The organism is Janthinobacterium sp. GW823-FHT03B06, assembly GCF_058796955.1.
The window spans coordinates 255,297-267,431 of record NZ_JBXAJE010000007.1; the positions used below are offsets into that span (position 1 = coordinate 255,297).

Annotated in this window: 13 protein-coding genes; 10 read left to right on the forward strand and 3 right to left on the reverse strand. The window is 64.8% G+C overall.

Annotation, left to right across the window (positions count from 1 at the left end; genetic code table 11):
* Positions 1-28: 28 nt before the first annotated feature.
* The 5 genes from AC1RBA_RS22305 to eutC all read left to right on the forward strand — a co-directional run bounded on the left by AC1RBA_RS22305 (position 29) and on the right by eutC (position 4,941).
* Positions 29-583 (forward strand): GbsR/MarR family transcriptional regulator, encoded by a 555-nt coding sequence (locus AC1RBA_RS22305; RefSeq protein WP_492419860.1) that lies wholly within the window; start codon positions 29-31, stop codon positions 581-583.
* Positions 580-1,221, forward strand: a complete 642-nt coding sequence (locus AC1RBA_RS22310; protein ID WP_099409669.1) for a DUF4166 domain-containing protein — start codon at positions 580-582, stop codon at positions 1,219-1,221. Before AC1RBA_RS22305 ends, AC1RBA_RS22310 begins: the two co-directional genes overlap by 4 nt.
* Positions 1,218-2,681 carry a TIGR01777 family oxidoreductase gene (locus AC1RBA_RS22315; protein WP_492419861.1) on the forward strand — a complete coding sequence of 488 codons (1,464 nt, stop codon included), beginning with the start codon at positions 1,218-1,220 and terminating at the stop codon, positions 2,679-2,681. The genes AC1RBA_RS22310 and AC1RBA_RS22315 overlap by 4 nt, the downstream gene beginning before the upstream one ends.
* A gap of 88 nt (positions 2,682-2,769) precedes the next feature.
* On the forward strand, positions 2,770-4,158 hold the full coding sequence (locus AC1RBA_RS22320) for an ethanolamine ammonia-lyase subunit EutB (protein ID WP_492419862.1): 1,389 nt from the start codon (positions 2,770-2,772) through the stop codon (positions 4,156-4,158).
* Between the two features lie 9 nt (positions 4,159-4,167).
* A complete protein-coding gene (gene eutC, locus AC1RBA_RS22325; protein WP_492419863.1) occupies positions 4,168-4,941 on the forward strand; it encodes an ethanolamine ammonia-lyase subunit EutC in 774 nt (257 codons plus the stop codon).
* On the opposite strand, the gene tsaD is transcribed toward eutC, so the two are convergent.
* A complete protein-coding gene (tsaD, locus tag AC1RBA_RS22330; protein WP_070287772.1) occupies positions 4,942-5,982 on the reverse strand; it encodes a tRNA (adenosine(37)-N6)-threonylcarbamoyltransferase complex transferase subunit TsaD in 1,041 nt (346 codons plus the stop codon).
* A 210-nt stretch (positions 5,983-6,192) separates the two neighbouring features.
* Here tsaD and AC1RBA_RS22335 point away from each other — a divergent pair, with 210 nt between their 5' ends.
* Positions 6,193-6,600, forward strand: coding sequence for a nitrite reductase (NAD(P)H) small subunit (locus tag AC1RBA_RS22335; RefSeq protein WP_070310537.1), 408 nt, complete (start codon positions 6,193-6,195; stop codon positions 6,598-6,600).
* Between the two features lie 169 nt (positions 6,601-6,769).
* On the opposite strand, the gene AC1RBA_RS22340 is transcribed toward AC1RBA_RS22335, so the two are convergent.
* Together AC1RBA_RS22340 and AC1RBA_RS22345 are read right to left on the reverse strand one after the other, a co-directional pair.
* Complete coding sequence (locus AC1RBA_RS22340) at positions 6,770-7,831, reverse strand: 3-deoxy-7-phosphoheptulonate synthase (protein WP_070223112.1); 1,062 nt, start codon at positions 7,829-7,831, stop codon at positions 6,770-6,772.
* Between the two features lie 150 nt (positions 7,832-7,981).
* A complete protein-coding gene (locus AC1RBA_RS22345; protein ID WP_141749880.1) occupies positions 7,982-8,659 on the reverse strand; it encodes a hypothetical protein in 678 nt (225 codons plus the stop codon).
* Between the two features lie 159 nt (positions 8,660-8,818).
* Between AC1RBA_RS22345 and ybiB the strand changes: the two genes are divergently transcribed.
* The 4 genes from ybiB to AC1RBA_RS22365 all read left to right on the forward strand — a co-directional run bounded on the left by ybiB (position 8,819) and on the right by AC1RBA_RS22365 (position 12,126).
* Complete coding sequence (gene ybiB / locus AC1RBA_RS22350; protein ID WP_492419864.1) at positions 8,819-9,811, forward strand: DNA-binding protein YbiB; 993 nt, start codon at positions 8,819-8,821, stop codon at positions 9,809-9,811.
* A gap of 56 nt (positions 9,812-9,867) precedes the next feature.
* Positions 9,868-11,082 (forward strand): BaiN/RdsA family NAD(P)/FAD-dependent oxidoreductase, encoded by a 1,215-nt coding sequence (locus AC1RBA_RS22355; protein ID WP_492419865.1) that lies wholly within the window; start codon positions 9,868-9,870, stop codon positions 11,080-11,082.
* 183 nt (positions 11,083-11,265) lie between these two features.
* On the forward strand, positions 11,266-11,478 hold the full coding sequence (rpsU, locus tag AC1RBA_RS22360; protein ID WP_008451879.1) for a 30S ribosomal protein S21: 213 nt from the start codon (positions 11,266-11,268) through the stop codon (positions 11,476-11,478).
* A gap of 195 nt (positions 11,479-11,673) precedes the next feature.
* The gene (locus AC1RBA_RS22365) at positions 11,674-12,126 is read left to right on the forward strand and encodes a GatB/YqeY domain-containing protein (protein WP_070287781.1); all 453 of its coding nucleotides are present in this window, start codon (positions 11,674-11,676) and stop codon (positions 12,124-12,126) included.
* Positions 12,127-12,135 lie beyond the last annotated feature (9 nt).

Below are 12,135 nucleotides of genomic sequence, written 5' to 3' on the forward strand. Positions count from 1 at the left end.
TCTGTAACGACAGAAATAAGAGAAAACCATGGAATTGAGTCCGACTACGCAGAAATATATTCTGCACTGGGGGGAGATGGGCACCCGCTGGGGCGTCAACCGCACGGTGGCGCAGATCCACGCGCTGCTGTTCCTGGCCAATGAACCGCTGACGGCGGAAGATATCGCGGCCAGCCTGAACGTGGCCCGCTCGAACGTCAGCAACAGCCTGAAGGAATTGCAAAGCTGGGGCCTGGTCCGCATCACGCACGTGATGGGGGACCGGCGCGACCATTTCGTCGCCTTGCAGGATGTGTGGGAAATCTTCCGCGTCATCATGGAAGAGCGCAAGCGGCGCGAGATCGACCCCACCCTGACGGTGCTGCGCGAATGCGCGATCGAGGGCGAACACGATGCGGCGATACCGCCTGAGACGCTGGCGCGCATGGGCGAAGTGCTGGCTTTCCTGGAAATGCTCAGCGCCACCTACAGCGACTACAAGAACCTGCCGCCGGCGACCCTGCAGCGCATGCTGTCGATGGGCGGCAAGGTGGCCAAGTTCCTCAGCCCGGACGATAAGCCTGGCAAGCCGGGAAAAGCATGAACGGCCCCTCGGAAGGAGAGCTGTTCAAGAAGGTCATGGGCGAGCGGTGGCTCACCCTGCACCCGGACATCCGGCGCCGCTTCGAGAAAAATCCCGCGCCGGGCCAGCCCCTGTACTACCGGGGCGAGCTCAGTGAGCTCACGAGCTCGCGCCTGGGCAAGGTGCTGGGCTGGCTCACGCGCCCCTTCATCGACGGCGCCCTGATCCCGCATGACGACCACGACTTCCCCGTCGATATCGAAGTGTATTCGCGCCCCGGCTGCCCCTTCATCTTCAAGCAGCGCACCTACCGCCTGCATGGCCGCGCGCCGATCCGCTTCACGTCCTACATGGCCGAAAGCGCAAAAGGCGAAGTGCTCGAATACGTTGGCATGGGCCTGGGCATGAAGCTGGTGCTGCACGTGGAAGATGGCAACCTGCATTTCACCAGCGATGGCTATTTTTGGGATCTTTTCGGCTGGCGCCTGCCGCTGCCCGGCGTGCTCACGCCCGGCAAGACCTATCTGTGCCACCGCAACGATACGCCGCAGCAGTTCAACATCCGCATCGAGATCCGCCACGCCCTGTTTGGCACCACATTCACCCAGGTCGGCGTGTTCCGCGAATCCGCCGCACCGGAAATGAAGGAGACACCATGAATACGCATCTGCTGGCCCTGCAACTGATGGCGGCGCAAGGCTGCCTGGGCGCCTTCGACACCATCTATCACCATGAAATCACGGAAGCGCTGCCGCAAAAGGCCTCGGCGCGCCTGGAACTGACCATCCATGCCACACGCGCGCTGATCTACAGCCTGCTGTTCGTGGGCCTGGCCGCCTGGGAGTGGCACGGCGCCTGGGCCTGGGTGCTGGTGATCGTGTTTGGCGTGGAAATCGTGCTCACCCTGTGGGATTTCGTCGTCGAAGACCAGACCCGCCTCTTGCCCGCCACGGAGCGGGTCACGCACACGGTGCTGGCGATCAATGCGGGCGCCTTCATCGCCCTGCTGGCCCTGAACAGCAGCGACTGGGCGACCTTGCCGACGGCCCTCGTATGGCAGCCATATGGCTGGCTCAGCGTCTTCCTCGCCCTGTGCGGCGCGGGCGTGGGCCTGTCCGGCCTGCGCGACGCGTACGCCGTGTGGCAGCTGGGCCGGCGCAAGGTGCAGGAGAAGCAGGAGCAGGAGGAGCACCTGCATTTTGCCGCCGCGCCGCAGTCCGTGCTGGTGACGGGCGCCACGGGTTTCATCGGCCAGCAGCTGGTCAGCGCCTTGCTGGCCGACGGCCATGCGGTGACGGTGCTGACGCGCCAGCCGAAACAGGCCGCGTGGACGTTTAACGGCCAGGTGCGCTGCATCCGGTCGTTCGACGAGCTGGCGGATGCACGGCGCATCGACATGGTGGTCAACCTGGCCGGCGCGCGCATCGTCGGCAAGCGCTGGACGGATGCGCGCAAGGCGGCCCTGCGCCGCAGCCGCGTGGCGCTGACGCAGGACCTGGTGGCGTGGATCGCCCGCGCCCAGCACAAGCCGAGGGTACTGCTGTCGGCGTCGGCCATCGGCTACTACGGCGTGCAGCCGCAGGGCGACGCGACTGAATTGACGGAGGACAGCGCGCCGCAAGCCATCTTCATGTCGCAGCTGTGCCAGGAATGGGAAGCGGCGGCGCGCGAGGCGGAAAAATTTGGCGTGCAGGTGGGCTGCATGCGCTTCGGTCTCGTCTTCGGCCACCAGGGTTCGCTGCCGCAGATGCTGCTGCCGGTCCGTTTCGGCGTGGGGGGCCCGCTGGGCAGCGGCAAGCAGTGGGTCACGTGGGTGCACGTGCGCGACGTCATCCGCGCCATCGCCCATCTGGCGCGCCGCAGCGAACAGGGCGCGGTGAGCGGCGCGTATAACTTCTGCGCGCCGGAAGCGATCGAGCAGCGCCGCTTTGCCCAGGTGGCGGGCACCGTGCTGCACCGCCCCAGCATCGTGCCCACGCCGGCCTTCGTCATGCGCGCCTTGCTGGGCGAGCAGGCAGACTTGCTGGTGGAAGGCCAGCGGGTCGCCCCGCGCCGGCTATTAGCCGACGGCTTTGTCTTCCGCTATCCGCAGCTGGAAGGGGCGCTGCGCAGTTTGTGACGTGGGGTGGTATCGCGTTGCTCCGGGCGTAGAATAGGCATGCTCCGGGGTCAGACCCGGCGGGTCTCTGACCCCACAGGAGAAGTCCATGCCCCGCTTCAGCCATACGATAGACAGCCATGTTTACCAGTTTGCCAGCCTGAAGGAGCTGCTGGCCAAGGCCACGCCGCCCCGTTCGGGCGACGTGCTGGCCGGGGTGGCGGCCGCCAGCGCGCGCGAGCGGGTGGCGGCGCAACTGGCGCTGGCCGAGGTGCCGCTGTCGGCCTTTCTCAATGAGGCGCTGGTGCCGTATGAGGACGATGAAGTCACGCGCCTGATCATCGACACCCACGCGCGCACCGCGTTTGCGCCGATTGCCCACCTGTGCGTGGGCGACTTTCGCGACTGGCTGCTCGATGACGCGACGGATACGCCAACGCTGGCACGCGTCGCCGCCGGCATCACGCCGGAAATGGCGGCCGCCGTCTCGAAAATCATGCGCCTGCAGGACCTGGTGCTGGTGGCCCGCAAGTGCCGTGTCGTCACGGCTTTCCGCAATACCCTGGGCCTGGAAGGGCGTCTGTCCGCGCGGCTGCAGCCGAACCACCCGACGGATGACGCCACGGGCATCGCGGCGTCGGTGCTCGATGGCCTGCTGCTGGGCAGCGGCGACGCCGTGATCGGCATCAATCCCGCCACCGACAATGTGGCGCAGGTGGTCTCGCTGCTGCAGCTGCTCGACGCCGTCATAGCTCAATATCAGATTCCCACGCAGTCCTGCGTGCTCACGCACATCACCAATACGCTCGAGGCGATACGCCGCGGCGCACCCGTCGACCTGGTGTTCCAGTCGGTGGCGGGCACGCAGGCGGCCAACCGCAGCTTCGGCATCGACCTGGCCCTGCTGGCCGAGGGACAGGCGGCGGCCCTGTCGCTGGGGCGCGGCAGGGTGGGCAGCAACGTCATGTATTTCGAGACGGGGCAGGGCAGCGCCCTGTCGGCCGGCGCCCACCACGGCATGGACCAGCAGACGTGCGAGGCGCGCGCGTATGCGGTGGCGCGCGCGTATCAGCCGCTGCTGGTCAATTCCGTGGTGGGCTTCATCGGCCCCGAATACCTGTACGACGGCAAGCAGATCATGCGCGCGGGGCTGGAAGACCATTTCTGCGCCAAGCTGCTTGGGCTGCCCATGGGCTGCGACGTGTGCTACACCAACCACGCGGAAGCGGACCAGGACGACATGGATGCCTTGCTGACCATGCTGGGTGTGGCCGGCTGCAATTTCATCATGGGCGTGCCGGGCGCGGACGACATCATGCTCGGCTACCAGAGCACCTCGTTCCACGACGCCCTGTATGCGCGTCGCGTGCTGGGCCTGCGTCCCGCGCCCGAATTCGCGGCCTGGCTGGCGCGCATGCAGATCACGGATGCGCAGGGAAATCTGAACACGGCGCTGGCGCCGGCCTTCCAGGCAGCCCTGCTGCGCCTGGATGCCTAGGGGATATGCATGGACGAAAACCATCTGTGGCAGGCGCTGCGCGCGCATACGGCGGCGCGCATCGCGCTGGGGCGCCGCGGCGTGAGCGTGCCGACCCGCGCGCAACTGGCGTTTCAGCTGGCCCACGCGCAGGCGCGCGACGCCGTGCACCTGGCGCTCGATGGCGAAGCCCTGGCAAGCACCCTGGCCGCGCAGGGGCAAGCCAGCGTGCATCTGCACAGCGCCGCCGCCACGCGTGCCGACTATCTGCAACGCCCCGACCTGGGGCGCCGGCTCGACGATGCTTCACGGGCGCGCCTGGCCGCTGGTACGACGGGAGTGGACCTGGCGCTGGCGGCGGCCGATGGCCTGTCGGCGCTGGCCGTGCAGCGCCACGCGGCGCCGTTCCTGGCCGCTTTGCGCGAACGGCTGGCGCTGGAAGCGTGGACGCTGTCGCCCGTGCACATTGTGGCGCAGGGGCGGGTGGCTATCGGCGACGAGGTAGGGGAATTGATAAAAGCGCGGGCCGTGCTGGTGCTGATCGGCGAGCGGCCTGGCTTGAGTTCCCCGGACAGCCTGGGCCTGTACCTGACGTGGGCGCCCAAGGCAGGTTTGCTGGACGAGCGCCGCAACTGCATCTCGAACGTGCGCCCCGAGGGGCTGGCGTATGCGCCAGCCGCGTACCGGCTGCACTATTTGCTGTCGCAGGCGTTCAGCCAGCAGTTGTCGGGCGTGGACTTGAAGGATGAAACGGTGGAAGAGGGCGCGGCCCTGGCGGGCGCGCGCAACTTCCTGCTGGCGTGATCAGACTTCGCGGATTTCGTCGAGCGGCCAGCGCGGGCGCACGTTGAACGAGTAATCGTGCTTGGCGGCGGCCGGGTTGATCTGCAGGCGCATGGCGCCGGCAAAGGCGATCATGGCGCCGTTGTCCGTACAGAATTCCAGCTCCGGGTAATACACTTTAAAACGCTTCTTGGCGGCGGCCGCATTGAGCGAGGCGCGCAGCTGCGCGTTGGCGCCCACGCCGCCGGCGATCACCAGGCGTTTCAAGCCCGTGTGCTTGAGGGCCGACACGCACTTGGCCGTCAGCACGTCGACGATGGCGTCGACGAAGCCCCGTGCGATGTTCGCCTTGTCCTGCTCGCAGATATTGGCGATGACTTTTTCTTCATGGTTTTTCACCACCGTCAGCACGGCCGTCTTCAGGCCGGAAAAGCTGAAGTTGAAATCCTTCGAGTGCAGCATGGGGCGCGGCAGTTTATATGCCAGCGGGTCGCCGAATTCGGCCAGGCGCGAAATGGCGGGGCCGCCCGGGTAACCGAGTCCCAGCAGCTTGGCCGACTTGTCGAACGCCTCGCCGGCCGCATCGTCGAGGGTTTCGCCCAGCATCGTGTACTGACCCACGCCATCGACGCGCATCAGCTGCGTGTGGCCGCCCGACACCAGCAGGGCGATGAAGGGGAATTCCGGCGGCTCGGACGCCAGCAGCGGCGACAGCAAATGGCCTTCCAGGTGGTGGATGCCCAGCACCGGCTTGTTGATGGCCAGGCCCAGGCTGCAGGCGACGGACGATCCCACCAGCAGCGCGCCGGCCAGTCCCGGACCCTGCGTGTAGGCGATGGCATCGATTTCGGACAGGCCGATGCCGGCCTTCGTCAGGGTCTCTTCGAGCAGCGGGATGGCGCGGCGGATATGGTCGCGCGACGCCAGTTCCGGCACCACGCCGCCGTACTGCTCGTGCATGGCGACTTGCGAATAGAGGGCGTGCGACAGCAGGCCGCGTTGCGTGTCGTACAAGGCCAGGCCGGTTTCGTCACAGGAGGATTCGACGCCAAGAACAATCATGAAGGTACTGAATAGGGAGGAGTAATCCGCCATTGTAAAGGAAAGCCGGGCAGTCCACCGTGCGGCCGGCGCACCATTTCGGCGGCAGTGTGCACTTGCGCAGTGCGGCGCGTGCCGGTTTTGCCCGCGATTCCGGCTGCTTTGCGCCTGTACCGGTACTGGCACCGCTCTTGCTTAGGCAAGCGTGTGCCTTTTTCAAGGGAGCTTGCGATGCCGGAACAATGGAAAATGATTTGCCGCCTGAAGGACATGCCGCTGGCGGGCGCGCGCATGGTACAGCGGGGGCTGGCGTGGCAGGATTTGCCCGGCGTGGCGCTGTTTCGCGCGGTGGATGATACGGTCTACGCGCTGCTCGACACGGTGCCCTGCCTGGGCGGCCCGCTGGCGCAGGGGGTGCTGATGGAGAAAAACCTGATGGGGCCGAAGAACGGCTGGATCATCGAGCTCGATTCGGGCCGCCTGGTGGCGCCCGTGCAGGGCATGGCGCGCATGTACGCCGTGCGCATCCTCGACGGGCGCATCTACCTGGACATCAATGAACTGAATATCCCGGCCAGCAAGGCGGAGCAGGCGCTGGCGGGATCGTTCGCCGTGCTGCCGCATGTGCAGATGGCGTGATGAAGGGAAAAGCAAAAACGGCGCACAGGGCGCCGTACTTTGTCTGCAGTGATGTGTCGGCTTACGCGCTACGCGCTAAGCCGACCTACGTATTGACGCGGCCGGCCGGCCGGGTAGGTCGGGTTAGGCCCACAGGGCCGTAATCCGACAACATTGTTGGCGGTATATTTTACGCAGGGCGATTGAGCAGGTGCGCATGCGCGTCGCGCAGCATGGTGGCCGTCGTGTCCCAGTCGATGCAGCCGTCCGTGACGGAGCAGCCGTAGGTCAGTTGCGACAGGTCTTGCGGGATCTTCTGGTTGCCGCCGACGATGTTCGATTCGATCATCACGCCCACCAGCGAGCGGTTGCCTTGGCGGATCTGGTTGACCACGTCGCCCATCACCAGCGGCTGCAGTTCCGGCTTTTTATAGCTGTTCGCGTGCGAGCAGTCGACCACCAGGTTGGCCGGCAGCTTGGCCTTGGCCAGCGCCTGTTCGGCGATGGCGATCGAGACGGAATCGTAGTTCGGGCGGCCGTCGCCGCCGCGCAGCACCACGTGGCCATACGCGTTGCCGCGCGTGCGCACGATGGCGACGTTGCCTTCGGCGTTAATGCCCAGGAAGGAGTGCGGGTGCGCCGACGACAGGATCGCGTTCACCGCGATGCTGATGTCGCCATCGGTGCCGTTCTTGAAGCCGACCGGTGTCGACAGGCCCGACGACATTTCGCGGTGCGTCTGCGATTCGGTCGTGCGCGCGCCGATGGCCGTCCAGGCGATCAAGTCGCCCAGGTATTGCGGCGAGATCGGGTCCAGCGCTTCGGTGGCGGTGGGCAGGCCCAGTTCGCACACGTCGAGCAGGAACTGGCGCGCCTTTTCCATGCCTTCGTTGACCTTGAACGAATCGTCCATGTACGGGTCGTTGATATAGCCCTTCCAGCCCGTGGTGGTACGCGGTTTCTCGAAATACACGCGCATCACCAGCAGCATCGTATCCTTGACTTCCTCTTGCAGCGCTTTCAGGCGGCGCGCGTAATCGAGGCCGGCGACGGGGTCGTGGATCGAGCACGGACCGACGACGACGAACAGGCGCTGGTCCTTGCGGTCGATGATGTTGCGCAGCGCTTCGCGGCCGCGGCTGACGGTGTCGAAGGCGCTTTCCGACAAGGGCAGCTTGGCGTGCAGTTCGGCCGGTGTCGGCATGGGCGCGAAAGAGGTGACGTTGATATTTTCGATGTCTGGCGTATTCATGATTCTGGCTCGGCTTTCGCTATTGCGTTCTTTAAGAGGCAATAGTGTAGCGGAAATGCGGCCTGGCAGCGGGGTTGGGGCCAAAACGGGAATGCATGAGTTGTTTTTATGGCAGGGCCGGCACGCCGCCGGCCCCATGCTCCCGGACGCTCAATGGCCGCCGGTCACGCTGGCGCCAACGCTGTAGCGGGCGATGCGCTGGTAGTTGCCGGCCAGCTCGGGCGGCCGGGGCAGGCCGGGATGGCGCCGCACGTGCGCGAGGATGGCAGTTTCATGCTGGCGTATCTGCGCGTCCAGGCAGGCGATTTGCTGGCGCAACAGGGCGTGCAGCGCATGCTGGCCAGCTCGCAGATAGACGTCGAGGCGCGCCGACTCCTGCTTGCGCACGCCTGCGATGGCATGCAGGCGGCGCAGCCACAAGCGCAGTTCCACATAGGCGGGCGAGGGCGGCGTCCAGCCAGCGGGGCGTTTGTCCTCGCAGTAATTGGCCAGCACCACGGCGCCGTGCGCCGCATCCTCGGGCAAACCTTGACTGCGCAGATAGTCTGCCAGCTGCGCGGGCTGGGCATCGCAGACCAGCATGCCCATGTCGGCCAGCATGCGTGCTGGCGTCTCGCTGTACGGGGCGTCGAGGCGCATGCAGACGCGCAAGCCCATGACGGGCACGTCGTTCCTTTGCAGCCAGCTGCGCAGCCAGCGGTAGCCGGCCATGTCGTTTTCCAGCACCTTGCACAGCACGTCGCCGCCCGAGCGCAGCACGGCTTTCAGCAGCAGTTTGCCCGTTTCGATGCCGACGAAGGCCGTTTCCTGTTTGATCGCGTGTTCCATGATGAGTTCCCCCTGTGCAGTCTTATACGCAGCGGCGGCGCGTTTGGATGCAGGCGCGAAGCACATTCATCAAAAAAATAGCTGGAAAGACTGTTGCATCGGCGCCTATGGCATCCTTCAGCCCGTCTGCAAGGGGAAAAATCCGTGTAAGCTGGCGCCATGACGACTGTTTCCATCCCCCATACCGATGTGGCCGGCGAGCCATTCCCTGCAGCACGTTTCATCAAAGAAATAGGACGCGGCAAGAACGGCGCGCGCAGCATGACGCGCGACGATGCTCGCGCCCTGTACCGTGCCATGCTCGAGGGCCGCGTGTCGGACCTGGAACTGGGCGGCATTTTGTTGTCGATGCGCATCAAGGGCGAGTCCGTGGACGAGATCGCCGGCTTCCTCGACGCTGCCGAAGCCTCGTTCGTCCCGCTGGCCGCGCCGGCAGGCGAATTCGCGCCCATCATCATTCCCAGCTACAACGGCGCGCGCAAGATGGCGAACCTGACGGCCTTGCTGGCGCTGCTGCTGGCGCGCGCGGGCGCACCCGTGCTCGTGCATGGCGTCACCAGCGACCCGGGCCGCATCACGACGGCCGAGGTACTGGCCGCGCTGGGTGTGCCCGCCTCGCCGGACCATGCGCAAGCCGAGGCCGCCATGGCGCGCGGCGAAGCGGCCTTCCTGCCCATCGAGGCGCTGGCGCCGCGCCTGGCGCACATGCTGTCGCTGCGGCGCGTGCTGGGCGTGCGCAATTCCACGCACACCCTCGTGAAAATCATGCAGCCGTTCGCCGGGCCCGCCCTGCGCCTGGTGTCGTACACGCATCCCGAGTACCTGGAAATGCTCGGTGAATATTTCCTGACTGCCTGCGATCCCGCGCGCGGCGACGCCTTCCTGATGCGCGGCACGGAAGGCGAAACGGTGGCCAACGCCAACAAGGCGCAGCAGATCGACTGGTTCCACGACGGCGAGCGCACGGTGCTGGTGGAAAAGCAGTTGCTGGTGGAAGAGTTGCCGCATTTGCCGGCCGAGCGCGACGCGGCCACCACGGCGGCCTGGATCGCGGCCGTGCTGCGCGGCGAGGTGCCCGTGCCGCCGTCGATCGCCGAACAGGTGGAGCAATGCTTGACGACATCGCGGCAGATTGCGGCACGGCCGCGCTAGCCGCGCCGCCGCAGTTTACAATGGCGTCTTTGTAATCAGCGGTGACCGGAATTCTTATGGCAAAACAATTTGATGTGGCAGTGATCGGCGCGGGCGCGGCCGGCATGATGTGTGCGGCTGTTGCCGCCCATCAAGGCAAGCGTGTGGTGTTGATCGATCACGCGGCCAAGCTGGCCGAAAAGATCCGCATCTCGGGTGGCGGACGGTGTAATTTCACCAATATTAACGCCACCCCACAAAATTTCCTCTCGGAAAACCCGCATTTCTGCAAGAGCGCGCTGTCGCGCTACACGCCGCAGGATTTCCTCGCCCTGGTGAAAAAATACCGGATCGGTTACCACGAAAAGCACAAGGGCCAGCAATTCTGTAATGAATCGGCCGAGCAGATCATCGACATGCTCAAGGACGAGTGCGCCACCGGCGGCGTGCACTGGCGCATGCCATGCAAGATCGACAATGTTGTCCAGCAAGACGACGGCGGCTTCGTGCTGCAGACGGACAGCGGCGACATCGAAACGGCCAGCATCGTCATCGCCACGGGCGGCCTGTCGATCCCGAAGATCGGCGCCACCGACTTTGCCTATCGCATCGCCAAGCAATTCGGTCTGGCAATGGTCGAGCCGCGTCCGGCCCTGGTGCCGCTGACGTTCGACCCGGCCAGCTGGGCGCCGTTCGCGGAATTGTCCGGCATCGCGCTGGAAGTGGATGTGGAAACGGGCAGCCTGAAAGGCCGCAAGGCCACGGGCGCGCGTTTTCGCGAAGATTTGCTGTTCACGCATCGCGGCCTGTCCGGTCCGGCGATTTTGCAGATTTCCAGCTACTGGCTGCCGGGCGAGCCCATCGTCATCAACCTGTTGCCGGAAGTCGATGTGGCGCAGACCTTGATCGAAGGCAAGGGCACACTGAAGAAGCAGTTGGGCAATATCGTTGCCCAATGGCTGCCGCAGCGCCTGGCCGACTGCCTGCTTGCCACGAACGGCCTGGCGCCGGACGCGCGCATCGCCGACATGCCCGACGCGCAGTTGCGCAAGCTGGGCCAGGCCATCAATGCCTGGTCCATCGTGCCGAACGGTTCCGAAGGCTACCGCAAGGCGGAAGTGACGCGCGGCGGCATCGACACGCGCGAACTGTCGCAGCAGACCATGATGGCCAATAAAGTGCCGGGCCTGTATTTCATCGGCGAGTCGGTCGACGTGACGGGCTGGCTGGGCGGCTACAACTTCCAGTGGGCCTGGGCTTCCGGCGTGGCGGCAGGTATTGCCTTGCAGTAAGCTACTCTGTAATATGGGGTTTTGGCGCCCGGTGCGCCGATCCCGGTGCGTGGTTTACGCCACATTCCGGCAGCGACCGCAGGCTGCATGCCGCACGCAAGTGGGGGAGGGGCTTCCCTTTCCGAATAAAAGCTGCTACTATCTATCTCTTCCTATACACCACCTCAACGGTTTGAATTTTACATGACCACTATTCGCCTTAAAGAAAACGAGCCGTTCGAAGTCGCAATGCGTCGCTTCAAACGCACCATCGAAAAAACGGGTCTGCTGACCGAATTGCGCGCTCGCGAATTCTACGAAAAGCCAACAGCTGAGCGCAAGCGCAAGCTGGCAGCTGCTGTCAAGCGTCATTACAAACGCATCCGCAGCCAACAACTGCCGAAAAAATTATTCTAAGACTGTTCAGTCAGAACCAACCCGGGTAGTTCGGCGCATTGTTCGCCACGGGTTTTGTTTTGATTCGCCTGGAGTGATACTTCAGATGAGTCGCATACCCGCTCCGGTTCGCCGCAGCGGGTTTTCGCTTTTGTGGCCGCCTGCTTGGAGTGCCTGCACGAGCATCGAACCCTACTTACCAACACGAGGATTGCCATGAGCTTGAAAGAACAAATTACCGAAGACATGAAAAACGCCATGCGCGCCAAGGAAGCGGGCAAGCTGGGCACGATTCGCCTGTTGCTGGCGGAAATCAAGCGCAAGGAAGTCGACGAGCGCATCGAATTGACGGATGCCCACGTGACGGCCATCGTGGAAAAAATGATCAAGCAGCGCAAGGATTCGATCACCCAGTTCGAAGCCGGTGGCCGTGCCGACCTGGCCGACATCGAAAAAGCCGAGCTGGTGCACCTGATCGGCTACATGCCTGCCGGTCTGTCGGATGAAGAAGTGGCGGCCGAAGTGGCTGCCGCCGTGGCCGCCTCGGGCGCCGCCGGTCCGCAAGACATGGGCAAGGTCATGGCCATCGTCAAGCCGAAGCTGGCTGGCCGCGCCGACATGACCGTGGTCTCCGCGCTGGTCAAGAAAGCCTTGACGCCGGCCGCGTAAGCAACAATA

Excerpts from the sequence above, each read along its gene's own strand:
- AC1RBA_RS22305 (WP_492419860.1), top strand. The coding sequence starts at position 29 with ATGGAATTGAGTCCGACTACGCAGAAATATATTCTGCACTGGGGGGAG.
- AC1RBA_RS22310 (WP_099409669.1), top strand. The coding sequence starts at position 580 with ATGAACGGCCCCTCGGAAGGAGAGCTGTTCAAGAAGGTCATGGGCGAG.
- AC1RBA_RS22315 (WP_492419861.1), top strand. The coding sequence starts at position 1,218 with ATGAATACGCATCTGCTGGCCCTGCAACTGATGGCGGCGCAAGGCTGC.
- AC1RBA_RS22320 (WP_492419862.1), top strand. The coding sequence starts at position 2,770 with ATGCCCCGCTTCAGCCATACGATAGACAGCCATGTTTACCAGTTTGCC.
- eutC (WP_492419863.1), top strand. The coding sequence starts at position 4,168 with ATGGACGAAAACCATCTGTGGCAGGCGCTGCGCGCGCATACGGCGGCG.
- tsaD (WP_070287772.1), bottom strand. The coding sequence starts at position 5,982 with ATGATTGTTCTTGGCGTCGAATCCTCCTGTGACGAAACCGGCCTGGCC.
- AC1RBA_RS22335 (WP_070310537.1), top strand. The coding sequence starts at position 6,193 with ATGCCGGAACAATGGAAAATGATTTGCCGCCTGAAGGACATGCCGCTG.
- AC1RBA_RS22340 (WP_070223112.1), bottom strand. The coding sequence starts at position 7,831 with ATGAATACGCCAGACATCGAAAATATCAACGTCACCTCTTTCGCGCCC.
- AC1RBA_RS22345 (WP_141749880.1), bottom strand. The coding sequence starts at position 8,659 with ATGGAACACGCGATCAAACAGGAAACGGCCTTCGTCGGCATCGAAACG.
- ybiB (WP_492419864.1), top strand. The coding sequence starts at position 8,819 with ATGACGACTGTTTCCATCCCCCATACCGATGTGGCCGGCGAGCCATTC.
- AC1RBA_RS22355 (WP_492419865.1), top strand. The coding sequence starts at position 9,868 with ATGGCAAAACAATTTGATGTGGCAGTGATCGGCGCGGGCGCGGCCGGC.
- rpsU (WP_008451879.1), top strand. The coding sequence starts at position 11,266 with ATGACCACTATTCGCCTTAAAGAAAACGAGCCGTTCGAAGTCGCAATG.
- AC1RBA_RS22365 (WP_070287781.1), top strand. The coding sequence starts at position 11,674 with ATGAGCTTGAAAGAACAAATTACCGAAGACATGAAAAACGCCATGCGC.